This window comes from Shewanella sp. MBTL60-007 (assembly GCF_019654915.1).
Taxonomy (GTDB): domain Bacteria; phylum Pseudomonadota; class Gammaproteobacteria; order Enterobacterales; family Shewanellaceae; genus Shewanella.
The window spans coordinates 61,019-86,355 of sequence record NZ_BPET01000005.1 but is presented as its reverse complement, the minus strand read 5'-3'; the positions used below and the strand labels follow the sequence as shown (position 1 = coordinate 86,355).

The following is a 25,337-nucleotide window of genomic DNA, read 5'->3' as shown; positions in this document are numbered from 1 at the left end:
GCATCTTCATAAGCCTTATTCAGATTAGACTGACGAATAAAATCGGTATCTATTTTTTTTGATAGTCTGTTGCAGCGGTGCGAAAGAGGGGTGTTCTTTGGAAAATGCGCTAAAAGGCTGAAATAGGGTTCGATTATTGAGTGGTTCACTCGTGTCTATATCTGCGTCTGGATAAGATAACAAACGGTTTTGTTGATCGAGTGCGAAGACATATCCACCATGGCTCGATATGGCACTGTTAAAGAAGTTGTCTAGGCTCGATAGGGCAATATCTACCGTGGATACGCCGATGAAACGATGCTCCTGCCACATAGGAACCGACGCCGTTAGCATCGCATTCTGAGTATAGGGGTCGATATAGGACTTAGACCAGTATGTGGTATCTGTCGGGTAGTACTTGGCGGGTACGTACCAAGGTTCATTGTAGTAGGGGGAGAGGCTATCGGCGTTATAGTCGTTGACTTTAATCAGCTCTGAGGCAAAGTCTCGCGCCCAAAAATAACTGTCTTTTCGTTTGCTTGGGTCAAATGAAAAGGGTTCAGGCCAAACGCCTCCACCAAGTATTACCTCTTGTTGCCCTGGTTGCTCTAAAAGTGCAGGAATAGCTGCATTTAATTGCTTAGGATCATGTTGGTACAGTTCACCTAAAGCGCCGATAGAAACAGCGAGATTTTCAATTTTATTAGTTTTTTGCTGTAGCTTCGCAACGATAGTTTTTCCGAGGTTTATGCTTAAAAACTCTTGATTATCGATTAAACGGTCAGTTTCAATGGATTTGAGAAACACAACGCTGGCGATAATGATGACCGCAGCCACGAGCAGCTGAACCAACATAAACTGCATCGGTAAATTTGTGCGCCAGTCGGTTAATTTTGAACTCTGTTTGTTAGGCTTTACCATGATAGTTGTCTGCTTAAATAATGAACATGCCCCTCAATTGGTATCCGTACTAAAAAAGGTATGGTTTTTATTCTGAGCTAATTATATAAGCCTTGTTGTTTTTATGTAAAATAAATGCGGCCAACCGAGGACGTAAATTTCTTTTAAATCAAAAAAAAACAGCCAAAAGGCTGCTTTTTTACCTCAGGCTTTAAATTATATCTTTAGGCCGATAAGCAATTTATCTAATTGCTCTGCCGTTGCATGTAATTCATCACAGCCTGATACCGATTGGTTTGCCGATTGTTCGACATCGTGAGATTGATTTCGAATGTCCATCAGGTTGGTGGCAATCTCGTTAGCAACGGAGGATTGTTCCTCTGCCGAGGTGGCGATCAATACACTCATTTCATAGACTTTGGCACTGTGATGGGCTATTCCTTGTAGATCTTTGCCCGTATCTAGCACGTGTTTCTTACCTTCTTCGGCCTTCTCAACGGTGCGGCTCATTACTAACTTTAAGTTACGCGCACCAGATTGTAGGGCCTCAATCATGGTTTTAATTTCAACCGTTGCGGCTTGCGTGCGACCTGCAAGAGTTCTGACCTCATCGGCAACTACCGCAAACCCACGACCTTGCTCACCTGCGCGGGCTGCCTCAATCGCTGCATTTAACGCGAGTAGGTTTGTTTGCTCTGAGATGGCGTTAATGGTGGTGACTACCTCATCAATTTTTGCTGCATTGTCATTGAGGTTGTTTACCGCTTCTGAAGCATCATCTATCTCTACTGAAAGGCTCCCGATCGCTTCAACTGTGACAGCGATATCACGAGAACCAGCATCGACCTGAACATTGGCTTCTTGGGTTTCTGTCGATGACATCTCAGCATTGCGGGCGACTTCCGATACTGCTGCGGTCATCTGCTCCATGGCGGTCGCTAATGAGTCGATATGTTGGCGCTGATTCATCGCTAAAGATTGTCCTTCCTGCGCCGTGTTTCTAAATGCTTGAACGACATTGCGGATCTGTAGGCTAGCATTGGTCATTTCTGTCACTAATTTATGCTGACGCTCGACGAGGGTGTCGATACTTATCGCTAGAATACTAAACTCATCTTTAACCTCGAAAAAATTCAGCCGCCCTGTGAGATCGCCTTCAGCTGCTCTTTTTAGCGCCATGACATTGGTATAGAGCGCACCGCCTACGAAACTCGAAATATAGTAGCTGACGATTAAGATAATGCAGATCAATATGGCGGTCGCAAGATAGCCAAGATATTCGTTATGGTTTTCAGTGTTCAGCTTGGTGGTAAGAACTGTAATTAGCCCGAGAGGACTTTGTGAACTCACACTTCGAACCTTGTCACCTTCAATGGCTGTTTCGCCACCTTTTGCAGCTAAGGTTGAGATTTGGTGGCTTGCACTGCTCTGCTGATGAACTGCAACTTGGCCGTTTAACGCGCTAAGGAATGCATCTCGATTCTCTGCAGGTACATATTGATAGGCAGTATCTAGGGTATGACTCAGTGTTTGGTTGAACTCTTGAGTTTGCGCGACTTGGCTATCGACTAAGTTTTGCCTGTACTCGTTATTGAGCAGAGCCGACAGGCCGAGAAGAGTAATGATTGGAATTATCGCTAATAAGGCAAACTTTGATTTAAGGGTCATATGGATAAGGTATTTATCGACCCAACGGAACTTCACTTCTTTCATCGTATTCTCTTTTTATATTTAGCGGCGACTTAGTTATTTATCGGAAGGTCAGTGCGTTCCTTAACTATTTTTTTACGATAAGAGGTGTATTTGATGACTTTTTATTCCAATGTTTACTTAAGTTATTGAATAACGTCATATCTAAATGATGAGCATTTGTTAGAAAAACAATCCAGCAAGTGCTACGGACTCCGTTACTCGAAGGTTCGCAAGCTTCAGTGGCTGGCCACCTATAAAGAGAAACTTAAGATTAATTACTCGCTGATTTAGTGTGTGCTGTATAAGGACTAAGCAAAATAAACAGTTAGCATCGAAAAAAGTGAATTAGCCCTAGTCAAATGTCCCTGTCTAACGTAAAATTTTAGTCTTTTTCTATTTTCACAAAGAAAATACGTTAGCCCAAAAGTCGTAGGTCTAGGACTTACTTGCACTGGAAGAGATGATGTCACAGTTAACAGAGATCGTAGAACAGGCTTTAGCCGCCATCGAAGGAGCTACAGATTTAAAAGCTCTCGATGACCTCCGTGTCGATTACCTTGGTAAGAAAGGTCAAATCACCGACATGATGAAAATGATGGGGAAACTTCCTCCAGAAGAGAAACCAGCTTTTGGTCAAGCTGTGAACCAAGCTAAGCAAGCGGTTCAAAAGCAATTATCTATTCGCATCGATGGCCTGAAAGCTGCTGAGCTTGAAGCTCAGTTGAAGGCTGAAAGCATCGATGTGAGTCTTCCTGGTCGTCGTATTGAGAACGGTGGTTTACACCCTGTTACTCGTACCATTGAGCGTATTGAAGCTTTCTTTGGCGAGCTTGGTTTTACCGTTAAAGATGGTCCAGAGATCGAAGATGATTTTCATAACTTTGATGCGTTAAACATCTCTGAGCATCACCCAGCACGTGCCGACCATGATACCTTCTACTTTAATCCGAAAGTCATGTTACGTACGCAAACTTCTGGTGTGCAGATCCGCACTATGGAGCACGAGAAGCCACCTTTACGCATCATCTCTCCAGGCCGTGTATACCGCAATGACTACGATCAAACTCACACACCGATGTTCCATCAAGTGGAAGGTTTGTTAGTTGCTGAAAATGTTAACTTTGCCGAGCTTAAAGGCATTTTGCACGACTTCCTACGTAATTTCTTCGAAGAAGATTTAGAAGTGCGTTTCCGTCCTTCATACTTCCCATTCACAGAGCCTTCTGCCGAAGTGGATGTGATGGGTAAGAACGGTAAGTGGTTAGAGGTGCTAGGTTGCGGTATGGTGCATCCGAATGTACTTCGCAGTGTTGGCATCGATCCAGAGAAGTACTCTGGCTTCGCATTTGGCATGGGTGTTGAGCGTCTTTCAATGTTGCGTTATGGCGTTAACGATCTACGTTCATTCTTCGAAAACGATCTACGCTTCCTGAAGCAGTTTAAATAAACGGAGCTATAATAGCATGAAATTTAGTGAATCTTGGCTTCGTGAGTGGGTTAACCCAAGCGTAAATCGTGAAGAGTTAGCACACCAAATTACAATGGCTGGTCTAGAAGTTGACGGTATTGAGCCAGTTGCAGCCGATTTTAGCGGCGTTATCGTTGGTGAAGTCGTTGAATGCGGTCAGCACCCTGATGCAGATAAACTGCGTGTTACTAAGATCAATGTCGGTGGCGAAGAGCTAATCGACATCGTCTGTGGTGCTGCAAACTGCCGCCTAGGACTTAAAGTCGCTGTGGCTATGGTTGGTGCGGTACTGCCTGGCGATTTCAAAATTAAGAAAGCCAAATTACGTGGTCAACCATCATTCGGTATGCTGTGTTCATTTGGTGAGCTAGGTGTTGATATCGAAAGCGATGGTATTATTGAACTGCCACTTGACGCACCAATTGGTCAAGACGTTCGTGAATACCTAGATCTAAACGATGCGGTTATCGATGTTGATTTAACGGCGAACCGTGCAGATTGTCTAGGTATGGCTGGTCTTGCTCGTGAAGTGGGTGTATTAAACCGTCAAGCGGTTACAGAGCCTACTTGGGAAGCGGTAGAAGCCAGCATCGATGATGCTGTGACTGTAGATATCCAAGCTGAGCAAGAGTGTGGCCGTTACTTGGGCCGCGTGATTAAGAACGTAAATGTCAAAGCTGAAACGCCATTATGGATGCAAGAGAAGTTGCGTCGTAGCGGCATCCGTTCAATCGATCCGATTGTAGATATTACTAACTATGTGTTGATTGAATTCGGTCAGCCTATGCACGCATTTGACTTAGCTAAGTTAGATGGCGGTATTCAAGTTCGTAAGCCTAACGGTGAAGAGAAACTGACTCTGCTTGATGGCAACGAAATCACTATCCCAGAAGATATGCTGATTATTGCTGACCAAGTTAAGCCATTAGCCCTTGCGGGTGTATTTGGTGGCGAGCATAGCGGTGTGACTACTGAAACGACAGACATCGTTCTAGAGTGTGCTTATTTTGCACCGTTAGCGATTTTGGGTAAGGCACGCCGTATCGGCCTGCATACAGATGCATCACACCGTTTCGAGCGCGGTGTCGATCCTGAACTTCAACATAAGGTTATGGATCGTGCAAGTCGTCTAGTACTTGAGATCTGTGGCGGAGAAGCTGGCCCAGTTGTAGAAGCTAAGTCTGAAGAGAATCTACCTAAGCCTGTACAGATCGTATTGCGCCGTAGCAAGTTAGATAAGACTTTGGGTCATCATATCGAAGATGGCGAAGTTAAAGAAATTCTAGAGCGTTTAGGTTTTGCTGTTGAAGTGAGTGAAGGGCAGTGGAATGTCACTACCGCCACTTACCGTTTCGATATGGCAATTGAAGAAGACTTGATTGAAGAAGTTGCCCGTATTTACGGTTACAACAATATTCCAAATATTGCGCCTGTAGCGCAGTTAAGCATGTCTGATCACAAAGAGTCGAACATTAACATCAAGCGTGTTCGCAGCATGTTAGTGGCACGTGGCTTCCAAGAAGCTGTGACTTATAGCTTTGTCGATCCTAAGCAGCAGGAGCTGGTTCATCCAGGTGCTGAAGCTATGATTCTACCGAACCCAATTTCGGTTGAAATGTCGGCTATGCGTCTATCTATGTTCACTGGTCTGTTGACTGCGGTGGGTTATAACCAGAGCCGTCAGCAAAACCGTGTAAGGTTGTTCGAAACGGGTCTACGTTTCGTACCAAACGAGTCTGCTGAATCCGGCGTGTCACAGCAACCTATGCTTGCTGCGGTTATTGCCGGTAATCAGAATGACGAACATTGGACAATGGAGTCAAAGACGGTTGATTTCTTCGACCTTAAAGGTGACCTAGAAGCGGTCATCGGTTTGACTGTTGCTGATGCTGAATTTAGTTTCCGAGCAGCAACTCATCCAGCACTTCATCCGGGGCAATGTGCTGAAATCTTAAGAGATGATCGCGTAATTGGTATCATAGGAACGGTTCATCCGAGCCTAGAGAAGCCATTTGGCCTAAACGGAAAAACAATTATTTTCGAGCTAGAATTAGACGCTTTATTGCACGCTAATTTGCCGCTAGCCCAGACTGTGTCTAAGTTTCCAGCTAACCGCCGTGATATCGCCATCGTAGTTGATGACGCTGTTGCTGCAAATGATGTTGTAAAATTGATAAGAAAAGTTGGCGAAAATCAGTTGGTTGGCATAAACTTGTTCGATGTATACCGAGGTAAAGGTGTAGAGGAAGGCAAAAAGAGCCTTGCAATAGCACTCTTATTACAAGACAACGCTCGTACATTGGAAGAGAAAGAGATCGCAGAGATGGTAGACGTAGTGGTTTCTGCTCTGAAAGACGAGTTCAACGCATCGTTGAGGGACTAAAAGTATGGCACTTACCAAAGCCGAAATGGCAGAACATCTTTTTGAAACGCTAGGTATCAACAAGAGAGTAGCGAAAGAGATGGTAGAGACGTTTTTCGAAGAAATTCGTCAAGCTCTTGAAAGTGGTGAGCAGGTCAAGCTATCTGGCTTTGGCAACTTTGACCTGAGGGACAAGAATCAAAGACCGGGAAGGAACCCAAAGACGGGAGAAGATATCCCAATTTCGGCACGCCGCGTAGTGACGTTCCGTCCGGGACAGAAACTCAAAAGCCGCGTCGAAGAGGCTAACGCAAAGAAGTAATTGCTTTAGCACTGTAATGAAGAGGCCACTCAATTGAGTGGCTTTTTCTGTTTCCATTCGCTGTAGAGGTTTTATTCTTGTCTAGAAAGCCGAAGTATTTTGACCGACGTTTTAAACTGAGTCTATTGCACCCAAGATATTGGTTAACTTGGGGCGCTATTCTAGTGCTGGTGGTATTTGGTCTTATGCCAGCATGGTTAAGGGATCCTATTGCTCGTGTGTTGGCTAAATTGGTCATGAAGATAGCAAAGAAGCCAATTAAGATTGCTAGAGCCAATTTGACCACCTGTTTTCCTGAAAAGTCTGGCGATGAGATCGATGCGTTAGTAAAAGATAACGTCGAAAACTTCGTCATGATCTTGCTAGCTCAGTCTGAGTTGTTACTCAAGTCTCGTGCTCATATGAGACGCAGGGTACAGCTACATGGCTTTGAACATGTTGAAAAAGCAAGAGCTGCAGGTCAGCCTGTGATTTTTATCATGCCACACGTGTGGGGCATTGAGTATGCAGGTTTAAGGCTTAATCTCGATTTACCTATGGTTTCGATGGCAAAGGCCCATAAGAATGATTTGTTTAATTGGTTCAATAACCGTATGAGAAGCTCTCAAGGGGGCAATATCTATATGCGTGAAGCCGGTATTAGAGCCTTGTTAGCTGAACTTAAGCAAGATAACAGTTTCTTTTATCTACCCGATGAAGATCTTGGACGTGATAAGAGTGTATTTGCGCCGTTTCTTGGCACCACTAAGGCGACATTGCCAGTTGTGGGCCGCTTAGCTCAGGCGGGTAACGCACAAGTGATGCCAGTGAAGATTGGCTATGATCAATCTAAACGCCATTTTGATTTAACGGTTATGCCAGCAATCGAACCAGAAACTATGCAGGGTAAAGAAAATGAAGCCATTGCTTTAAATAAGGCGGTAGAGCAGGTGATCTTAGCTTATCCAGAGCAATATATGTGGTTCTTGAAAGTGCTTAAGACTCGCCCTGAAGGTGAAGAGTCAATTTATAAATAGTCTATCTGAGTTGTACATATAGACATTGTCTGCATTTTGAACCACAAAAAAGCCGCAATAGAGATTGCGGCTTTTTTATTGTTTAGCTGAGGTCATCAATCAAACCGATAACTTTAGCCACTCGCTCGACTAGACGATAAGTTGGTATTCGTCACGCAAGATGTCGATGATCTCTTGCTTAGGGTTTTCACTGATATGTAGCTTCTCACCAATGATCTTTTCAGCAATGCCCACATAAGTGTTAGAGATATCCATCATCACTGATTCTGGAAGCTTATTATCGGCAGCTAGTGCGAAACGCTCTTCCATGCGGTTCTTGTTTAGCAAGATATCAGGATCTGGGAAGTGGTTAAGTAGCCACTGTCTAAAGCCTTCTTTAGATTGCTCGATGATCTTACCATCGCGGTGTGATGAACCATCCCAAATGCGTGAGCTATCTGGCGTACCGACCTCATCCATATAGATAAGCTTTTCATTACCTGCAGCGTCATTGACGTAGCCAAATTCAAACTTAGTATCAACGAAAATTTGATCATGCTCAGCTAAAGCATCGCTAATCACGTCAAAACCTTCTTTAAGGAGCTTTTCGTAAAGATCGATATCCGACAGGCTGCTGAAATTAAAACCTGCTACGTGGCGTTCAATGTCGCTACGTGAGACGTTTACGTCATCGGCTTCTGGTACGCCTTCAAGGCCGGTTAATACACCCTTAGTTGATGGTGTGATCAGTAGCTCAGGCAGCTTTTGATCTTTCTCTAATCCTTCTGGGATAGTAATGCCACAGAATTCACGCTCACCTTTAGTGTATGAACGCCACATTGAGCCAGTAATATATTGACGTGCAATCGCTTCAATCATCACAGGACGGGCTTTTTGTACAATCCACACTAGCGGGTGGGGGATGTCTAGGATGTGACTATCGGCAAGCCCTTTATCTTTGAAAAGTTTAAACCAGTGGTTTGAGATGGCATTAAGCGCAGTACCTTTGCCTGGCACACCATTTAAGCCATTTTCACCTTGCCATACGCAATCAAAAGCCGAAATACGGTCACTGATGACCATAATGGCAAGTGGTGCATCGGCTGGCACATCGTAACCTTTATCTTTAATTAACCGAGCGCTATCTTCTTCGGTTAACCAGTAAACACTGCGGACCTTACCTGAGTGGACAGGTTTGTCGGTACGAATTGGGAGGTTGTCATTAACGACTAAAACTTTATCTGCAAGATTCATAGGGCACACTTTTATTATTGAGAAGCTTAATTTTAGTGGCGCAGATTGTAACAGAAGTTGAGAGTTGCAACACTAGGGCAACTTGAGTTTTACTCGCTGAAAAAACAGTGTTTTCTATAGTGTAAAATCGAGTGTTAAATAGGGGATGAATTGAAATATTATGCTGTTATTAGGTGTTGTTACCGACTAAATATCGATAATGAAAAAGGGCGTAAACCGATTTTACACCCTAGTAAGTCGACTACTTGGCCTTATTGTGTCTTTTCATTAGATTTAAGTTGATATCTTGCAGGCTTAAATTTTGATCTTCTAACAAAACCAGCAAGTGGTAGATAAGATCAGAGGCCTCATCTATCAGTTCCGCTTTATCATGAGTTGCCGCGGCTAATGCCGTTTCTAACCCTTCCTCACCCACTTTCTGGGCGATGCGCTTAGTACCTCGTTCAAACAGGTGGGCGGTATAGCTTGACTCAGGGTCTTGCCCTTTACGTGACGCAATGAGAGTCGCAAGGTTATCGATAAAACTGTGGGCGTTACCTTCTTTCCAGCAACTTTCTGTGCCTTTATGGCAAGTCGGCCCATTAGGGAGCACTTGTACTAGCAAGCTATCATTGTCGCAGTCCATATCGATTGCGATTAACTCAAGGGTGTTGCCTGAGGTTTCCCCCTTGGTCCAGAGCCTTTGCTTGCTGCGACTGTAGAAGGTGACTTGTTTAGTCGATAGCGTCTTATCTAATGCGGCTTTATCCATATAGCCGAGCATCAGTACTTTACCGGTAAGGAAGTTTTGCACTACAGCAGGGATTAACCCGTCAGTTTTTCCCCAGTCCAATAGACTAACAAGCTTGTTGTCTATCGGCTTTGATTGGTCAATCTTAGTCATATTAAATCCCTAATTTGATTAACGCGTTTAATTGAATCTATTCGAACTAGCTTAAACGCGCACTGCAATTTGATTATTTTTAAGATACTGTTTTAACTCTTGGATATCGATGACCCCTTTATGAAATACGCTTGCAGCCAGCGCCGCATCGACATTGGCCTGACTAAATACATCCTTAAAGTGCGACATGGTGCCCGCACCGCCCGATGCGATTAAAGGTACATCACAGATGCTACGTATCATCGACAGCTGTTTAATATCATAACCTTGGCGTACGCCATCCTGATTCATCACATTTAAGACGATTTCGCCGCAGCCCTGTTTCTGCACTTCTTCAACCCAATCTTGGGTATACCATAGGGTGTCCTTGGTTGCCGCCTCGTCACCGGTAAATTGTTTGACCTTGTAGCTATCGCTATTGGCATCATAGTAAGAGTCGATACCTATGACGATACATTGGCGACCAAATTCATCTTGCAGCCTGCTGATAAGGCTTGGGTCGGTAAGCGCGGGAGAGTTTATTGAGATTTTATCGGCGCCAAAGGCGAGCTTTTCTCGCGCCTGCTCGATGGTTCTAATGCCGCCAGCCACGCAAAAAGGGATATCGATACGCTCGGCTACTCGACTAACCCAAGACTTATCGACCACTCTATCGTGAGCACTGGCGGTAATATCGTAAAAGACCAGCTCATCGGCACCTTCATCGGCGTAGCGTTGGGCAAGAGGCACGATATCACCGACTATTTCATGGTTTCTAAATTGCACTCCTTTTACCACTTTACCCTCTTTAACATCGAGGCAGGGAACTATGCGTTTGGCCAACATGTGATAGCCTCCTCAACGGTAAACTGATTAATGAGCAGCGCCTTACCTATGATTATGCCCGAGGCGCCGCTATCTCTAACTGCACTGACATCATCTAAGGTGGCGATACCGCCAGAGGCCTGCCACTGAATATCTGGGTAGTGTTCGGCGATCTCTTTATAAAGCTCCGTATTGGCGCCCTTGAGCGTGCCATCACGGCTAATATCGGTCACTAACGCATGTTTTAACCCAACGGACTTAAACTCTTCTACCAGTGATTCTAAGCTTTTTCCGCCTCCAGACTGCCAGCCTGATACCGCAACAATCTTTTCGCCTTGCTCATTAATATTCACATCTAATGCGAGGCAGATAGCGTCACTACCATATTTAACAAACCAGCTTTTGACTAATTCAGGTTCTTTAACTGCTAATGAACCGATAACAACTCGGCTAACACCTATCTCCAGAAGCTCGCTTAACTGGGCTTCGGTGCGAATGCCGCCGCCAACTTGGATTGGGGTATCAAGGTTATTGACCAATTCGCAGATGAGCTTTGTCTGTCGCTTCGCGGGATATTTCGCCCCGGTTAAGTCGACGATATGCAGTAGATTGGCCCCTTGCTGCTGATAAGATTTAAGTTGATCTAAAGGGCTTAAGTTAAAGGTGGTTTTCTGAGCATAGTCGCCTTGATAGAGGCGAACGACTTGGCCGTCGATAAGATCGATTGCTGGAATAATCATAATTGCGCCTCTTGCTGGCCATTAGCCAGCTTATCATCTGTTTGAGTGAAGGTTGCCCTGTCCATCATGAGGAAGTTTTTAAGCATTGTTGCGCCTACTTTTGCGCTCTTTTCTGGGTGAAACTGCAGGCCGATAAAGTTATTTTTAGCGATTGCGGCGCTAAATGTTTCGCCGTGTTCAGCCGTCGCAATCGTGTACTTACTGATTGGCGCGCGGTAACTATGCACGAAATAGACATAGCTGCCAGCTGTGATCCCATAAAAAATAGGGTGTGCGCTTGGGACTATCTGATTCCAGCCCATATGGGGCAAGGGGAGCCCCTGAGTGTCGAGCAAGTCAATATCGGTTGTAATGATGTTAAGACATGGGCAATCATCGCTTTGGTTGCCACGCTCTTTAGATACTCGTGTTAACATCTGCATGCCTAAGCAGACACCTAACACAGGTTGTGTCAAGGTGGGGATAAGCTTATCTAAGCCTTTGTCTTGTAGTGACGTCATCGCAGCCGCGGCTGTACCGACGCCGGGCAAGACGACTCGATCGGCGGCCTTGATCGTCTCAATGTCATCGGTAACGAAAAGACGTTCGCGCTCAATATCGGTCATTAGGCGTTCAAAGGCGTAACGTACAGAGCTTAAATTGGCGCAGCCGGTGTCGATGATAACAGTGTTGCCGACTATGGCTGTGTTATTGCCCAAGGCTGTTTTATCTTGTTGGCTCATAGCACACCCTTACTTGAGGGCAATGCGTCACCCTCTATCGCAACGGCTTGTCGTAGGGTACGACCTAGGACTTTGAATAAGCTCTCAACCTTGTGGTGGTCGTTATCACCTTGAGTGCTAATGTGTAAGGTGCAACGTAGGCCATCGGCAAAAGAACGGAAGAAATGCGGTACCATTTCGGTGGCCATTTGGCCAACGAGTTCACGCTCAAAGTTGCCATCGAACTTAATAAATGGGCGGCCAGATAAGTCTAATAGGCAGCTTGCGCTAGCTTCATCCATTGGAATTGCTTGCTCAAACGCATTGCCAAATCGGGCAATACCTCGCTTATCGCCTAGGGCTTGGCGCAGCGCATCACCGATAGCGAGCGCTGTATCTTCCACACTGTGGTGATCGTCAATTTCTAGGTCGCCATCGACCTGTACATCCATCTTAAAGTTACCGTGAGTGGATATTTGCTCAAGCATATGATCAAAAAAACCTATGCCAGTATTGATGGCACCTTTGTCGTTTGAGTCTAAATCCACCGTGACACTAATATCCGTCTCTTTGGTTGTACGGGTGACGGTTGCACTACGGTTTTTATTCAGTAGTTTGTCGGCAATGGCGTTCCAGTTCAGAGTTTGGGGATTATATTGCAAGCCTAAAATACCCATAGCATCGGCAAGCCCAAGATCGGTATGACGGTCGCCGATGACAGCAGATTGAGTAAAGTCAATTTTGCCCGATGTCAGGTACTCTTTGACTAACCCGAGTTTGGGCTTGCGGCAGCTGCAGTTTTCATCATCAAAGTGAGGGCAAATCAACACATCATCAAATAACACCCCTTGGCTATTTAAGATCTGCATCATCATATCTTGTGGGGCGTCAAAGTCGTTCTTAGGAAAAGAGGGGGTACCTAAACCGTCTTGGTTACTGACCATCACTAAACGGAAACCAGCGTTTTGCAGTCTGAGTAATGCTGGGATCACATTGGGTTCAAACACTAACTTGGCTAAACTATCGACCTGTTTGTCTGTGACGGGCTCTTCGATGATAGTGCCATCGCGATCGATAAATAATATTTTCTGCTTCATTGTGTGGCTACCTTTCAGTGTTCGGCTTGGCTAAATAAAATCAGCAAAGCTTTTGTAATTTATATTTATATCAGCTAATTCAATGGGGGCTTACCCTTGGCACTTATTCATTCCTGAATAGGTCGATGAGGTAATCCGTTTGTCTCTGGTTAGTAAAGCTAAAGCGGATAGCTTGGCTAAGACGCGGATCGCTATAGCATCTTGCAATAACGCCTGCGGCCTCTAGCTTTTGCTGGACTGCTTGTTTGTCATCAAATTCGGCAAGTACATAGTTACCGTGGGCCTTTACCACCTTGGCTCCATATCGCTGTAATGAGGCTGCTAACCTAAGGCCTTGGCGCTTCATTTCACTGACTTGCTCAACCATGGTCTCAAGTCCAGCTGTGCTCAGAGCCTTAGTGGCGACATCGCTGACGGGCAGGGGGATCGGGTAGGGGGCAATCACTCGCATGCAAATGTCGATGATGTTTGGATTGGCCAGCAAGAAGCCACAGCGAGCGCCTGCAAGTGCAAAGGCCTTTGATAAGGTTCGCAAAACAACGAGATTAGCTGAACTAGCAACTAAATCGGCAACGCTGTACTCAGGGCTAAACTCAATATACGCCTCATCCACAACCACGATAGCGTCTTGGCAGCTCTCGAGAACCTCGATGATTTTATCTCGTGGGATCACGCTACCTGTTGGATTATTTGGGTTACAGATAAACACTAACTTGGCACTACTGACTTGAGTCTGGTAATCACTGGGGAGCTGAAAATCAGCAGTCAGTGATAACGCTTTTACTCCGACATTAAAGGTCTTAGCGCTGATAGCGTACATGCCATAAGTAGGGCCAAAGGTGGCGATGCAGTCTTTACCGGGTACACAAAAGGCGCGAATGAGTAACTCAATGGCTTCGTCTGCGCCGCGACTTGTGATAATGCTGTCAGTAGCGACTTGGCAATAACGACTATAGGCTGCAATAAGCTCTGGCGGCTGGCATTCTGGATAACGGTTTAAGCCTTCAAGCTCGCTATTATTAAAGGGCGATTCATTTGCGTTGATCCAGATATCGCCTTGACCCCCTATGCGCCTAGCCGATTGATAGACCTCCAGATGCAGTAGCTCAGGCCTTGCAAGGCGTTGAGCAAAATTTAGCTCGCTCGTTAGGTTATTACCTGTTGTACTCATAACCTCTCCTCAATGGTGTCATATGCGCTAACATATTTTTCGTTAAGGCTTGTTAGCCGCACTGCAACAGCATTCTTATGGGCGTCTAGTTGTTCAGCCGCTGCCAGTGTCATCACGCTATCAGCGATTGTTTGCAGCCCTCGAGGTGTGAGCTCTTGTACCGTAAATCTGCGGCTAAAGTCAGCCAAAGACAGACTCGAAACAGTTTTACTGTAACCGTAAGTGGGCAATACGTGGTTGGTTCCACTGGCATAGTCCCCCACCGATTCGGGGGTGTATGCGCCTAAAAACACCGAGCCGGCGGCGCGAATATCATTAAGGACGTCTCTGGGGTTTTGGGTCTGAATGATCAGGTGCTCAGGGCCATAGAGGTTTGAGACCTTAGCCGCCATCTGCAGATCTTCAACGATCAGGGTGCGGCTACTCTCAAGTGCAATTGTCGCTATCTCTGCGCGCGGTAGCAGCTTAAGCTGATCAATAAGTGCTGAGTCGACTGCTTCTGCTAGCTCTTTGGAGTCAGTAACAAGCATCACCTGTGAGTCGGCGCCGTGTTCGGCCTGAGATAAAAGATCGGCGGCAACAAAGTCAGCATTCGCTTGAGAATCTGCGATGATAAGCACTTCAGATGGACCGGCAGGCATGTCGATACTTACCGTACAGCGATTATCTTGACTTACGGCGCGCTTTGCCTCGGTGACAAAGCGGTTACCTGGCCCAAAAATCTTATCTACCTGTGGAATTGACTCGGTACCAAACGCTAAGGCGGCGATAGCCTGAGCGCCACCCACCTGATAGATCTCATCGATTCCGCAAGCGTTTGCAGCATAGACGATGGCATCATTGATAGGAGGAGGGCTCACTAATACTCTTTTAGTGCAACCCGCTATCTTGGCTGGTAGTGCTAACATGAGCACAGTAGAGATCAGCGGCGCAGTTCCCCCTGGAATATAGAGGCCTACGCGTTCAATAGGCTCGGAGCGAAGCTCACAGCGGATCCCGGTTTGAGTCTCGATATCCACCTTTGGCTGTTGCTGCGCTTGGTGAAAGCGTTCGATATTGGCCTTAGCTTGGGCGATGGCCTGTTTCAGTTCATCGGGTACCTGTTTGCAGCTTTGAGCTATTTCAGCTGCAGTTAGCTTTAGCGTCTCTAGGCTTATGCTGTCGAACTCTCGGTTAAAATCCCTAAGGGCATTGTCGCCTTTGGTGACAACAGCCTCGATGATCCTAGCCACACTTTGCTCAAGGCTGTTATCGCCAATTAATGGCGAACGCTTCAGTGCCGCTGACTGCGCTTGTGGGTTGAGTGATTGCCAGTTGAGGATCTGCATGGCTTTTACCCCATCATCTTTTCAATTGGCATAACCAAAATAGAGCTAGCGCCCAATTGCGTCAGTTGCTCCATGGTGTCCCAGAACAGATCTTCGGTACTGACGGCATGGATAGCAACACGATTGGTATCGTCATTTAGTGGCAACACTGTTGGGTTCTCTGCACCTGGTAGGAGAGCGACAATCTGCTCTAGGGTTTCGTTTGGTGCGTGTAGCAAGATGTACTTACTCTCTTTTGCGCGTACCACGCCATTGATCCTAGATAAGATTTTATTGATTAGCGCTTGTTTATCATCTGGTTGTGATTGGTTCGATTGGATGATGCAGGCCATAGAACGGTAGATAACATCGGTTTCGTAGAGGCCGTTTGCCTCTAAGGTGGCACCGGTTGATACTAAGTCACAGATCCCGTCTGAAAGCCCGGCTCTCGGCGCGACTTCGACTGAGCCCTTAAGCATACAATCACGATAATTGATGCCTTTCTGCTCCATGTAGCGGCGTAGCAGATTAGGGTAAGAAGTGGCGATCCTCAGCCCTTCTAATGAACCCACGCCTTGGTAGTCGAACTCATTAGGTACAGCTAAAGATAGGCGGCAAGCGCCAAAATCTAATTCACGAAGCTTAATGCAGTCTGCGGGCTTACCTAAGGTTTGACGTTCAATCTGTTCCTCTTCCAGAACATTCTCACCGATGATCCCAAGGTCAACAACACCGTCCATAACAAGCCCTGGAATATCGTCATCACGAACTCGCAGAAGATCGATTGGCATGTTATCAGAGTGAGCGATAAGGCGCTGCTCATTAACGTTAAATTTAACTCCACAGCTCTTTAGTAGCTTCTGTGATTCTTTCGATAAACGGCCTGACTTTTGGATGGCTATGCGTAATCTATTTGACTCTGACATGGATAACGTCCTATTGGTTGATTCAAAAATTCTTATAAAACAATCTGTTAAGATAAAACCAAAAAACCCTTGGAATTCCTTCCAAGGGTTTTTGATATTTTTAAATCAACCGCCGGAAGGAAATAGTCCTTCGGCAGTAAGCTTCCGAAGGCTACCGCATATGGTGGTGATGATGGATAGTGTTCAAAAGCTGTGTCATGTTCGTTTCTCTCAATTTAAATCTGTGAGCTTAATGGCTCAGAATGCTCAAGGCTTGCTCAAGGCTTGCTCATTGGGCTAAGCGACTTGCTTGTCTTGGTATTTAAACTAATCAGTTTTAAAAATGATTGCAACCTCTTATTTCGGCAGATGAGTAAACTTCATCTAAATGTCACTTTTAACTTAAAATTGATAATTTGCACGGTGTTTTAAAGTACCTTGTTCTAAAAACAGGACAATGGTTAGTGAGGTTAAAAGTTTCACCATTGTGGATCAAAAAAACAAAAGCTAATCTTGGCGAGCTAATTGAGATAAACTGCCCGCACTCCCTAAAAGCAAGCCTGCCTGGCTAAATTAAAGGTTCGTTACCTCTTGAACGTTCGATTAACACAACAAGTTGCTACGGCATTTTCAAGCCAAGGTGTATTGGCTCAGTCAATTAAAGGCTATAGTCTCCGCGAGGTACAGGCCAAGATGGCTCAGGCCGTGGCGGAGTCTATTCATAACCGCAATAACTTAGTGGTTGAAGCTGGCACTGGCGTAGGCAAGACATTTGCGTATCTGATCCCTGCATTGTTAAGTGGCAAACAGGTGATAGTCAGTACTGGCAGTAAAAATCTTCAAGAGCAGTTATTTTATAAAGACTTACCAGCTTTATTGGCCATGCTAGGGTTAACACCTAAGGTGGCGTTATTGAAGGGGCGCAATAACTATCTGTGTCAACATCTAATGGAGAAGGAACTGTCGGGCGCAAGTTCGATGGAAACCCGAGTATTAGACGATCTCTTGCGGATCAACCAGTGGGCGGGCCAAACGATAGATGGTGATATTGGCGGCTTAACGGCGGTGTCTGAAAACTCTCCTGCGTTGCCGTTAATTGTCAGTAGTAAAGAGAACTGTATCGGGCAACGCTGCGATTATTATGATGAATGTTTTACCCGCAAGGCTCGCAATCGTGCCATGGACGCCAAGGTTATTGTGGTTAATCACCACCTATTTTTAGCCGATCGGATCATCAAAGAAACGGGCTTTGCCGAGTTATTACCAGATTCAGATGTGGTGATCTTCGATGAGGCGCACCTGTTACCTGATATCGCCGTAACCTACTTTGGCCAACAGTGCTCGACGAGGCAATTGTCTGAGTTATTTGAGAAGTTAATTGATATATACCGTCAAGAATTGAGAGATGCTAAGCAGATAGAGTTGCTTAGTGCCCGTTGCTCAGCGATTTTAAACGAGTGGCATCAAGTGCTATTTGAGCTAGGTGATAACGATTGGCGCCGTTTACTAGCGAATAAAGCGTTGTCGGCGCTCTCTTGGTCATTAATCAAGGAAATCAAAGTGCTTCAGAGCCTGTTGATTGGTCATGCAGGACGCAGCGATAACCTCGACGATGCAATCGAAAAACTAGAAGTGGTTACTAATAAATTAGAGCTATTTTTCTTATGTGAGAACAATCAGGCGGCCTATAGTATCGATTATGGACACCGTTATTTAGTGTTGCGTATTGCGCCAATTGATGTGGCCAAAGAGTGTCGAAAACTGTTTGAGTCTAATGTTTCGTGGATTTTTACCTCGGCGACACTGCAAATTAACCGTGATTTGAGTTTATTTACGCGCCAGCTTGGCTTAACCCAGAGCCAAGAGATGTTACTAGAAAGCCCTTTCGATTATGCCAAAAATGCGCTTTTTTGCGTGCCTCGGCACTTATCTAGTGTGAATAACCATCATGCTGCGTTGACACAATTTGTCGATGTCTGCGTTAAGGCGATTAATGCTGCGAAAGGGCGCACCTTTATCTTGTTTACGAGTCACAGGATGCTCAACCTTGTCGCGCCAGCACTACAGAGACGTATAGCTTACCCTATCTTGGTACAAGGTCAGGCGGGTAAACAGAGCTTGTTGAAAAAGTATCGCCAACTTGGCAATGCAGTGCTGCTTGGCACTGGCGCTTTTTGGGAAGGCGTAGACGTGCGTGGGCGGTTACTTAGCTGCGTGATCATCGACAAGCTGCCCTTTATCTCTCCGGATGATAATTTGTTCCGTGCCCGCAGTGAGAGCATTGAGCGTGAAGGTAAAGATCCCTTCAGTGAAATATCCTTGCCTCAGGCGGTGATCACCTTGAATCAAGGAGTGGGTCGATTGATCCGCGATGAAAAAGACAGGGGAGTCCTGATTTTGTGTGATAACAGAATCGTCAATAAACCTTACGGGCAGGCTTTTTTAAACTCTTTACCGCCCATGGCCAGAACCCGTGACCTTGATAAGGCGACTGCATTTTTAGAACAGATCAAGTGATCAGTAATATGACCAAGTAGATGGCGGTCAGTAAGATGAGGGCCAACAAGCAGCGCCGACGATAATTGAGCCCCTGTGGATTGAGTAAGCTTGGAAACAGTAAAAAGTTTAGCGGGTTAAATAAGGTTTTATGACTAATGATGGCAACCCCAGGATTACGACCGCGATAGAGCATTTTAGAAAAGTAGTAGAGGAATCGAAACAGTAGCACCGGAAAGCTAATGTATATGAGCAGTGTTAGCGTCAGTTCGACGGTCATTTCATACTCAGCAAACGTTAACATCAAGCCTTTCTGCCAAGCTTCCTCTAGGCTATTAGAAAACCAGATCAGTATAAAAATGGTCATTAGCATAGAAAAAATGACAAACAGTAGTGAGTAACGAAATAGACGAAACCAATCTATGGTGATCTGTCGCATTCTTCCTCCCTAGGCTTTGACCATGCGGTGAGCATGGAGGTTGTCTGTTATTAAATTTAGAGCAATTTTTCTGCTTTAGCGCTTTTTTAGCACGAATTAAAAGCAACGAATTACTGTTTTGGGCGTTGAGGTGAGCTGTCATAGGGGGGAATAATGCCGGGATTAAAGTATGAGGTAAGTAATTTGGCCTTAGGACTTAATGCTTTGGTTTAAGTTGGGGTATAATTGGCAAAATTGACATTAACCAAGTTGTGCATTGACTTGGCTTTTATCATCGCCTTTTTTAATGCGAGAACTTTACAGATCGTTGCGATGGTAAATCAGATAAATAATAGGTTTGGTAAGTAATTCATGACAAAACAATCTAACGATACGACACAGCTGAGTATTTTAGCACTCGATACCTGCACTGAGTCGTGTTCTGCAGCAGTTAGCCATCTAGGTGTTGTTTATAGTGAGCAAGCCGATGCCCCCCGCGAACATAGCCAGCGCTTATTGCCAATGGTTAAGTCGGTTTTGGCTCAAGCTCAGTTGAAGCTGCAAGATGTCGATGTGATTGCTTACGGTCGAGGCCCTGGTAGCTTTACTGGGATCCGCATTTGTACCAGTATTACCCAAGGTCTAGCCTTAGGCCAAGAGCTCCCCGTCATTGGCATTTCAACCCTAGCCGCGATGGCGCAATCGGCTATCGATAAAGGGGCAAAGCAAGTTTTAGCCGCTATCGACGCGCGTATGGGGGAGGTGTATTGGGGGCAATATATCGCAGTTGACGGATTAGCCACCTTAGTCAATGAAGAAGTGGTTAGTGCACCTGAGGCTATCGTACTAAGCTTAGACGAGGCGTTACCCATCACGGCTTGTGGAACCGGATTTGATGCTTATCCAAAGTTACTTGAGTTAGTGCCTGTAATGGGACTCTGTGAAGAGGCTAAATTTCCAGAAGCTAAATATATGCTGGCATTGGCTCAAGATGGCGTGAATAAAGGTCTAAGTACGTTGGTTGATGACTTAGCTCCGGTCTATTTGCGTGATACGGTAACATGGCAAAAACTGCCTGGCAGAGAGTAGTGTAGCTTGCTAGCTCCTAAGCCTGTATCGAGTTAATTAAGGACGATTAAATGCAGATCAACACCAATCCAGTTGTTACCAACAAGCTTGAGAGCAACAAGGCAACAGCCTCGGTGCAGACCCAGGCTGTTACTCGCGACAGTGTTGAGTCTGTATTGCCGACTAAGGCCCACCAAGCGCTCGTTATAAATGACTATCACGAAGATACAGCCGCACTTCAGTCGCGTCTTGGTGCCCATGTTGAATATGAACGCCATACTGGTGGCCAACGTGGAGCCGTTGCCCAATATCTGATTAATCAACACGCCGCAAAGCGAGAAGAGATCCAACAAATGGTTGGCATAGATACTTATGCCTAAGCATCAGCCGAGTTCGAGTCACGACAGTAGCTTGAGTCACTCGGCTCCGTTAGCAACGGCTTCAGGTGCTCCCGGTCGTACGCGCTTCTTGCTTGAACTCTTTATCGCCTTCATAGTCACTCGCTTGCCTTTTGTGAGTATCCCCTTTAAATGGTTAGAAAGTTATTTCCATGAGCTTTCACATGGTCTAGCAACGATTATAAGCGGAGGTGTGGTTAGTCATATTGAGCTGTTTCCCAACGGTGCTGGTTTATGTTTTAGTCAGGGAGGCTGGCCATTGCTGATAGGCTTTGCGGGTTACTTTGGTGCCGCGCTGTGGGGCTACCTTATCTTTATGTTTGCAACTTGGCCCCGGGGCATACGAGTAAGTTTTGCGATACTGGGCGGCGCCGTTGTACTGACGATTCTACTCTGGGCTCGAGATCTGCTCACTATTTCCATTCTTGTTACGCTGGCAGTGTTATTTTTATTGCCGCTAAAGCTTAAGCAAAATCAGTTTCTTGCTAGCGGTCTACGGGTGATCGCCTTGATGATAATTCTAAATGCACTTGCAAGCCCTGTTGTGCTACTCGGACTTGAAGGTCAGGGGGATGCTAACATGCTGGCTCAGCAGAGTTGGGTACCTGCTTGGGTTTGGGTCGGTGTCTGGTTAGTCACTAGTGCCTTGATGCTCTATCTATGTTGGCGCAGAGTGGATGGCGCGGCACAAAGGCGTAGTAATAAGATTAAAATGTAACTCTCTGTTTTTAGTGGTTGGTTTTTTGTTAACCTGCTGTTAGGTTGATGCCTGTCATCAAAAGGGGAATTACAATGAAAAAGACAATGTTAGCGGCAAGCGTACTGCTTGTAAGCACTTGTAGCCTATCGTTATCTACCGCAGTAAATGCACATGAGAATCATGCTTTAGAAGCCGCAGTCAGTAGTGACTTCAGACAAGCTAAAAATAGTGCTCGTGATCAATACCGCCACCCAGAACAAACTCTTAGTTTCTTTGATATCAAGCCTAGCGATACCCTTATCGAACTTTGGCCTGGTGGTGGCTGGTACGCCGAAATTCTCGCTCCGTATTTAGCTAAAGATGGCCATTATATTGCGGGTAATTTCGACACAAATCCCAGTGATGAAAAGGCCCGCAATGGATACCGACCAAAAGTAGGTAAGAAGTTTGAAAAGTGGCTAAAAGAACATCAGGCTAATTTAGGTAACGCAACCACGGTGACCTTTGATCCTCCAAACTATTACACTATGGGTCCCGATAACAGTGCCGATGTGGTACTGACCTTCCGAAACCTGCATAACTGGGCAATGAAAGGCTATTTAGAGCCTGTATTTGAATCGGCTTATAAGGTGCTGAAGAGTGGTGGGACATTTGGCATTGTTGAGCATAGAGGCGAGCCAGGTGTGGATGCTAAAACTGGTTATATGGATCAGGCTAAAGTGATTAAACTTGCAGAGAATGCGGGTTTTACCTTTGTCGCCAGCTCTGAGGTGAACGCTAATCCTAAGGATAGTAAAGATTATCCAAAAGGCGTGTGGACACTGCCTCCAAGGCTAGCCCTTGAAGATCAAGACAAAGAAAAGTATCTCGCAATCGGTGAAAGCGATAGAATGACGCTGAAATTTGTAAAAAAATAAGAGTGTAGATGAGCTTAGCGCGTGAGTTTGGTGACGAAGTCAGTATTCAGTTGCCTCATATTAAATTGGCTGGACGTTTGTGGGGGGCGGCAGACAAGCCACTGATATTGGCGCTGCATGGCTGGTTAGATAACGCCAATAGTTTTCAACCTTTGAGTGACTATTTAACCGATTATCAAATTCTCGCCATCGACTGGCCGGGACATGGAGCCTCGGAGCATCGTCCCGGTGCTTATCCATTGCATTGGATAGATTACTTGTACGATCTCGATGCCTTGCTAGATGTACTCTCTATCAACCAGCGCCCCGTGGCCCTTTTAGGTCATTCCCTTGGCGGCATAATCGCGTCAGCCTACTCGGCAGCGTTTCCTAATAAAGTAGAAAATTTAATCTTGATCGAGGCTTTGGCCCCCCTTTATGAGGATGAAGTTAAAGCCAAAAAAAGGTTAGACAATAGCTTTCGCGGTCATCGACGTTTTCTTGCCTCAATGGCAAAACCAGTCAGTGTATATCGTGATATGGCGGTTGCCGTGCAAGCACGGCACAAATTAACCGCACTAGAGCTACAATGGTGCGAATTATTGACACAGCGCAATATGCAAACCCTTGATTCTGGGGTATGCTGGCGCAGTGATCCTCGTTTAAAATTAGACTCCCCTTTAAGACTGACTTTTTCGCAAGTCGATGCCTTAATGCAAGCCCATAAAGTCAACACTCTATTAATTTCTGGTAGCGGAGGTTTTTCTCAGTTGCGAGAGGCGATCCCTATGGCTAATCGTTGGTTTGAGCGGCTAAAAAGTGTAAAAGTCGAGGGAGATCACCATCTTCATATGGGAGGTGCCGAGGAGGTGTCTAATCTCATTCGGGATTTCTTAAAAACGTAAACAAAAAAGAAGCTAGGTTTTTTGTTTCATTTATGTGATGATAATCAAAATTTAAACGCTCGTATGATTTATTGGCGTTTGCAATAAATATAATGAATTGACAGTGTTTTAGCTTGCTTATTGGCAAGCTGCTAACGACCATTGCGGTATTGTTTCCACCGCAGGTGGAGATATTAGGAGATTTTTGTGGACCAACTTTGGATTAATAATCTACCAGATGATGTGCCTTCTGAAATTGATGTAGAACAATATGCATCACTTGTGGATCTATTTGAAACTTCAGTGGCAAAATATGCGGATCAACCAGCGTTCGTGAATATGGGTGCAACACTGACCTACCGTAAGCTGGAAGAGCGTAGCCGAGCTTTTGCTGCCTATCTCCAAAACGAGTTAAAGCTAAATAAAGGCGACCGTGTCGCTATTATGATGCCGAACCTGTTGCAATATCCTATCGCTCTATTCGGTATCTTACGTGCCGGTATGGTTGTAGTGAACGTCAATCCTCTGTATACCCCACGCGAACTCAAGCACCAGCTAACAGATTCTGGGGCTAAAGCGATTGTTGTTGTGTCTAACTTTGCGCACACCCTAGAGAAAGTGGTTGCCGATACGCCAGTTGAAAGCGTTATCCTGACAGGACTTGGTGATCTCTTAAGCGCGCCTAAGCGTACCGTGGTTAACTTCGTTGTTAAGTACATCAAGAAAATGGTGCCTAAGTACCATTTGCCACATGCAATCTCTATGCGCAAGGCACTCTATAAAGGTCGCCGCTTACAGTATGTTAAGCCTAACGTGAAAAGAGATGATCTTGCCTTTTTACAATACACAGGTGGTACAACCGGTGTTTCTAAAGGCGCCATGCTTAGCCATAGTAACGTGGTGAGCAACCTTTTACAGGCTGACGCCGCGTACGGTCCTATGCTTGATAATGGTAAAGAGTTCGTGGTGACGGCGCTGCCGCTATACCATATCTTTGCATTGACGGTTAACTGTTTGTTGTTTATCCATAAGGGGGCGAATAACCTGTTGATCACCAATCCTAGAGATCTACCTGCATTCATTAGTGAGCTAGACAAGCATCAGTTTACTGTTTTAACAGGTGTAAATACCTTGTTTAACGCGCTGGTTAATAACGAAGACTTTGGCAAGCTTAATTTTTCAGAACTCAAGCTATCGATTGGTGGCGGAATGGCTGTGCAGCGTGCTGTTGCTGATAAATGGCAAGGGTTAACAAAGACGCGCCTTCTTGAAGGTTATGGTCTGACAGAGGCTGCACCATTGGTGACTTGTTGTCCCTATAATCTAGACGGCTACAACGGATCAATTGGTTTCCCTGTTGCTAACACCGATATGCAGGTCCGTGATGACGCAGGAAATGTACTGCCTCAAGGCGAAACGGGTGAGTTATTTGCAAAAGGGCCGCAGGTCATGGTTGGCTATTGGCAGCGTCCAGAAGAAACGAGTAAAGTTATCGATAAAGATGGCTATTTAGCCACCGGCGATATCGGCTATATGGATGATAAAGGTTACTTCTACATCGTTGACCGTAAGAAGGATATGATCTTAGTATCTGGCTTCAACGTGTTCCCGAATGAAGTTGAAGAAGTGGTTGCATTGCACCCTAAAGTGATTGAAGTCGCCGCAGTGGGTGTACCCCATGAAGTGTCTGGCGAGTTGGTTAAGGTATTTGTGGTCGCAAACGACAAATCTTTGACCAAAGAGGACGTAATCAAGCATTGTCGAGTGCATTTGACGGGATATAAGATCCCTAAGCTGGTAGAATTTAGAGATGAACTGCCTAAAACCAACGTAGGTAAGATCCTGCGTAGGGAATTGAGAGATGAGGTTAAGTAAGAATCCCCTCATCAGTCATTAA

General features: G+C 45.4%; 24 protein-coding genes. 12 read left to right on the top strand and 12 right to left on the bottom strand.

Annotated features, from left to right (window positions below; all coding sequences use genetic code 11):
• Window positions 1-24: 24 nt before the first annotated feature.
• Complete coding sequence (locus K5Q92_RS24180) at window positions 25-900, bottom strand: cache domain-containing protein (RefSeq protein WP_259649466.1); 876 nt, start codon at window positions 898-900, stop codon at window positions 25-27.
• A gap of 195 nt (window positions 901-1,095) precedes the next feature.
• Entirely contained in the window at window positions 1,096-2,592 is a 1,497-nt protein-coding gene (locus K5Q92_RS02825) for a methyl-accepting chemotaxis protein (protein ID WP_220767536.1), read from the bottom strand.
• Between the two features lie 442 nt (window positions 2,593-3,034).
• On the opposite strand from K5Q92_RS02825, the gene pheS reads away from it, so the two are divergent.
• The 4 genes from pheS (at window position 3,035) to lpxM (ending at window position 7,739) form a co-directional block, all read left to right on the top strand.
• Window positions 3,035-4,018 (top strand): phenylalanine--tRNA ligase subunit alpha, encoded by a 984-nt coding sequence (pheS, locus tag K5Q92_RS02820; protein WP_202720151.1) that lies wholly within the window; start codon window positions 3,035-3,037, stop codon window positions 4,016-4,018.
• A gap of 16 nt (window positions 4,019-4,034) precedes the next feature.
• Window positions 4,035-6,422 (top strand): phenylalanine--tRNA ligase subunit beta, encoded by a 2,388-nt coding sequence (gene pheT / locus K5Q92_RS02815; protein WP_220767535.1) that lies wholly within the window; start codon window positions 4,035-4,037, stop codon window positions 6,420-6,422.
• A gap of 4 nt (window positions 6,423-6,426) precedes the next feature.
• Complete coding sequence (gene ihfA / locus K5Q92_RS02810; protein ID WP_012142935.1) at window positions 6,427-6,723, top strand: integration host factor subunit alpha; 297 nt, start codon at window positions 6,427-6,429, stop codon at window positions 6,721-6,723.
• A 77-nt stretch (window positions 6,724-6,800) separates the two neighbouring features.
• The gene (gene lpxM, locus K5Q92_RS02805; protein WP_220767534.1) at window positions 6,801-7,739 is read left to right on the top strand and encodes a lauroyl-Kdo(2)-lipid IV(A) myristoyltransferase; all 939 of its coding nucleotides are present in this window, start codon (window positions 6,801-6,803) and stop codon (window positions 7,737-7,739) included.
• Between the two features lie 129 nt (window positions 7,740-7,868).
• Here lpxM and K5Q92_RS02800 read toward each other — a convergent pair whose 3' ends face one another.
• The 9 genes from K5Q92_RS02800 to hisG form a co-directional block, all read right to left on the bottom strand.
• Window positions 7,869-8,972, bottom strand: a complete 1,104-nt coding sequence (locus tag K5Q92_RS02800) for a phosphoribosylaminoimidazolesuccinocarboxamide synthase (RefSeq protein ID WP_220767533.1) — start codon at window positions 8,970-8,972, stop codon at window positions 7,869-7,871.
• Window positions 8,973-9,213: 241 nt separating this feature from the next.
• Entirely contained in the window at window positions 9,214-9,855 is a 642-nt protein-coding gene (gene hisIE, locus K5Q92_RS02795; RefSeq protein WP_220767532.1) for a bifunctional phosphoribosyl-AMP cyclohydrolase/phosphoribosyl-ATP diphosphatase HisIE, read from the bottom strand.
• Between the two features lie 51 nt (window positions 9,856-9,906).
• Window positions 9,907-10,680: an imidazole glycerol phosphate synthase subunit HisF gene (gene hisF, locus K5Q92_RS02790; protein ID WP_220767531.1), complete on the bottom strand. Its 774-nt coding sequence runs from the start codon at window positions 10,678-10,680 to the stop codon at window positions 9,907-9,909.
• Complete coding sequence (hisA, locus tag K5Q92_RS02785; RefSeq protein ID WP_220767530.1) at window positions 10,662-11,399, bottom strand: 1-(5-phosphoribosyl)-5-[(5-phosphoribosylamino)methylideneamino]imidazole-4-carboxamide isomerase; 738 nt, start codon at window positions 11,397-11,399, stop codon at window positions 10,662-10,664. Before hisA ends, hisF begins: the two co-directional genes overlap by 19 nt.
• On the bottom strand, window positions 11,396-12,121 hold the full coding sequence (gene hisH, locus K5Q92_RS02780; protein WP_220767529.1) for an imidazole glycerol phosphate synthase subunit HisH: 726 nt from the start codon (window positions 12,119-12,121) through the stop codon (window positions 11,396-11,398). Before hisH ends, hisA begins: the two co-directional genes overlap by 4 nt.
• Complete coding sequence (gene hisB, locus K5Q92_RS02775) at window positions 12,118-13,197, bottom strand: bifunctional histidinol-phosphatase/imidazoleglycerol-phosphate dehydratase HisB (RefSeq protein WP_220767528.1); 1,080 nt, start codon at window positions 13,195-13,197, stop codon at window positions 12,118-12,120. The genes hisH and hisB overlap by 4 nt, the downstream gene beginning before the upstream one ends.
• A gap of 103 nt (window positions 13,198-13,300) precedes the next feature.
• Entirely contained in the window at window positions 13,301-14,368 is a 1,068-nt protein-coding gene (hisC, locus tag K5Q92_RS02770) for a histidinol-phosphate transaminase (protein WP_220767527.1), read from the bottom strand.
• A complete protein-coding gene (gene hisD, locus K5Q92_RS02765; protein ID WP_220767526.1) occupies window positions 14,365-15,696 on the bottom strand; it encodes a histidinol dehydrogenase in 1,332 nt (443 codons plus the stop codon). Before hisD ends, hisC begins: the two co-directional genes overlap by 4 nt.
• A 5-nt stretch (window positions 15,697-15,701) precedes the next feature.
• Window positions 15,702-16,601: an ATP phosphoribosyltransferase gene (gene hisG / locus K5Q92_RS02760; RefSeq protein ID WP_220767525.1), complete on the bottom strand. Its 900-nt coding sequence runs from the start codon at window positions 16,599-16,601 to the stop codon at window positions 15,702-15,704.
• Between the two features lie 13 nt (window positions 16,602-16,614).
• Here hisG and K5Q92_RS02755 point away from each other — a divergent pair, with 13 nt between their 5' ends.
• Window positions 16,615-16,881: a hypothetical protein gene (locus tag K5Q92_RS02755; protein WP_220767524.1), complete on the top strand. Its 267-nt coding sequence runs from the start codon at window positions 16,615-16,617 to the stop codon at window positions 16,879-16,881.
• A gap of 290 nt (window positions 16,882-17,171) precedes the next feature.
• On the top strand, window positions 17,172-19,097 hold the full coding sequence (locus K5Q92_RS02750) for an ATP-dependent DNA helicase (protein WP_220767523.1): 1,926 nt from the start codon (window positions 17,172-17,174) through the stop codon (window positions 19,095-19,097).
• On the opposite strand, the gene K5Q92_RS02745 is transcribed toward K5Q92_RS02750, so the two are convergent.
• On the bottom strand, window positions 19,090-19,515 hold the full coding sequence (locus K5Q92_RS02745) for a hypothetical protein (protein ID WP_220767522.1): 426 nt from the start codon (window positions 19,513-19,515) through the stop codon (window positions 19,090-19,092). The two genes, K5Q92_RS02750 and K5Q92_RS02745, sit on opposite strands and share 8 nt — an antisense overlap.
• Before the next feature lie 351 nt (window positions 19,516-19,866).
• Between K5Q92_RS02745 and tsaB the strand changes: the two genes are divergently transcribed.
• From tsaB to fadD, 6 genes are all read left to right on the top strand, one after another.
• Window positions 19,867-20,583 carry a tRNA (adenosine(37)-N6)-threonylcarbamoyltransferase complex dimerization subunit type 1 TsaB gene (tsaB, locus tag K5Q92_RS02740; RefSeq protein WP_220767521.1) on the top strand — a complete coding sequence of 239 codons (717 nt, stop codon included), beginning with the start codon at window positions 19,867-19,869 and terminating at the stop codon, window positions 20,581-20,583.
• A 50-nt stretch (window positions 20,584-20,633) separates the two neighbouring features.
• A complete protein-coding gene (locus tag K5Q92_RS02735; protein WP_220767520.1) occupies window positions 20,634-20,942 on the top strand; it encodes a hypothetical protein in 309 nt (102 codons plus the stop codon).
• Window positions 20,935-21,678, top strand: a complete 744-nt coding sequence (locus tag K5Q92_RS02730; RefSeq protein WP_220767519.1) for a M50 family metallopeptidase — start codon at window positions 20,935-20,937, stop codon at window positions 21,676-21,678. The genes K5Q92_RS02735 and K5Q92_RS02730 overlap by 8 nt, the downstream gene beginning before the upstream one ends.
• Window positions 21,679-21,752: 74 nt before the next feature.
• Window positions 21,753-22,577, top strand: a complete 825-nt coding sequence (locus K5Q92_RS02725; RefSeq protein ID WP_220767518.1) for a class I SAM-dependent methyltransferase — start codon at window positions 21,753-21,755, stop codon at window positions 22,575-22,577.
• 8 nt (window positions 22,578-22,585) lie between these two features.
• The gene (locus K5Q92_RS02720; protein WP_220767517.1) at window positions 22,586-23,461 is read left to right on the top strand and encodes an alpha/beta fold hydrolase; all 876 of its coding nucleotides are present in this window, start codon (window positions 22,586-22,588) and stop codon (window positions 23,459-23,461) included.
• Between the two features lie 186 nt (window positions 23,462-23,647).
• Window positions 23,648-25,315, top strand: coding sequence for a long-chain-fatty-acid--CoA ligase FadD (gene fadD / locus K5Q92_RS02715; RefSeq protein ID WP_220767516.1), 1,668 nt, complete (start codon window positions 23,648-23,650; stop codon window positions 25,313-25,315).
• Window positions 25,316-25,337 lie beyond the last annotated feature (22 nt).

What these genes read in the sequence shown, in the direction of transcription:
- K5Q92_RS24180 (WP_259649466.1), bottom strand. Translation starts at nt 900, where the DNA reads ATGGTAAAGCCTAACAAACAGAGTTCAAAATTAACCGACTGGCGCACA.
- K5Q92_RS02825 (WP_220767536.1), bottom strand. Translation starts at nt 2,592, where the DNA reads ATGAAAGAAGTGAAGTTCCGTTGGGTCGATAAATACCTTATCCATATG.
- pheS (WP_202720151.1), top strand. Translation starts at nt 3,035, where the DNA reads ATGTCACAGTTAACAGAGATCGTAGAACAGGCTTTAGCCGCCATCGAA.
- pheT (WP_220767535.1), top strand. Translation starts at nt 4,035, where the DNA reads ATGAAATTTAGTGAATCTTGGCTTCGTGAGTGGGTTAACCCAAGCGTA.
- ihfA (WP_012142935.1), top strand. Translation starts at nt 6,427, where the DNA reads ATGGCACTTACCAAAGCCGAAATGGCAGAACATCTTTTTGAAACGCTA.
- K5Q92_RS02800 (WP_220767533.1), bottom strand. Translation starts at nt 8,972, where the DNA reads ATGAATCTTGCAGATAAAGTTTTAGTCGTTAATGACAACCTCCCAATT.
- hisIE (WP_220767532.1), bottom strand. Translation starts at nt 9,855, where the DNA reads ATGACTAAGATTGACCAATCAAAGCCGATAGACAACAAGCTTGTTAGT.
- hisF (WP_220767531.1), bottom strand. Translation starts at nt 10,680, where the DNA reads ATGTTGGCCAAACGCATAGTTCCCTGCCTCGATGTTAAAGAGGGTAAA.
- hisA (WP_220767530.1), bottom strand. Translation starts at nt 11,399, where the DNA reads ATGATTATTCCAGCAATCGATCTTATCGACGGCCAAGTCGTTCGCCTC.
- hisH (WP_220767529.1), bottom strand. Translation starts at nt 12,121, where the DNA reads ATGAGCCAACAAGATAAAACAGCCTTGGGCAATAACACAGCCATAGTC.
- hisB (WP_220767528.1), bottom strand. Translation starts at nt 13,197, where the DNA reads ATGAAGCAGAAAATATTATTTATCGATCGCGATGGCACTATCATCGAA.
- hisC (WP_220767527.1), bottom strand. Translation starts at nt 14,368, where the DNA reads ATGAGTACAACAGGTAATAACCTAACGAGCGAGCTAAATTTTGCTCAA.
- hisD (WP_220767526.1), bottom strand. Translation starts at nt 15,696, where the DNA reads ATGCAGATCCTCAACTGGCAATCACTCAACCCACAAGCGCAGTCAGCG.
- hisG (WP_220767525.1), bottom strand. Translation starts at nt 16,601, where the DNA reads ATGTCAGAGTCAAATAGATTACGCATAGCCATCCAAAAGTCAGGCCGT.
- K5Q92_RS02745 (WP_220767522.1), bottom strand. Translation starts at nt 19,515, where the DNA reads ATGCGACAGATCACCATAGATTGGTTTCGTCTATTTCGTTACTCACTA.
- tsaB (WP_220767521.1), top strand. Translation starts at nt 19,867, where the DNA reads ATGACAAAACAATCTAACGATACGACACAGCTGAGTATTTTAGCACTC.
- K5Q92_RS02735 (WP_220767520.1), top strand. Translation starts at nt 20,634, where the DNA reads ATGCAGATCAACACCAATCCAGTTGTTACCAACAAGCTTGAGAGCAAC.
- K5Q92_RS02730 (WP_220767519.1), top strand. Translation starts at nt 20,935, where the DNA reads ATGCCTAAGCATCAGCCGAGTTCGAGTCACGACAGTAGCTTGAGTCAC.
- K5Q92_RS02725 (WP_220767518.1), top strand. Translation starts at nt 21,753, where the DNA reads ATGAAAAAGACAATGTTAGCGGCAAGCGTACTGCTTGTAAGCACTTGT.
- K5Q92_RS02720 (WP_220767517.1), top strand. Translation starts at nt 22,586, where the DNA reads ATGAGCTTAGCGCGTGAGTTTGGTGACGAAGTCAGTATTCAGTTGCCT.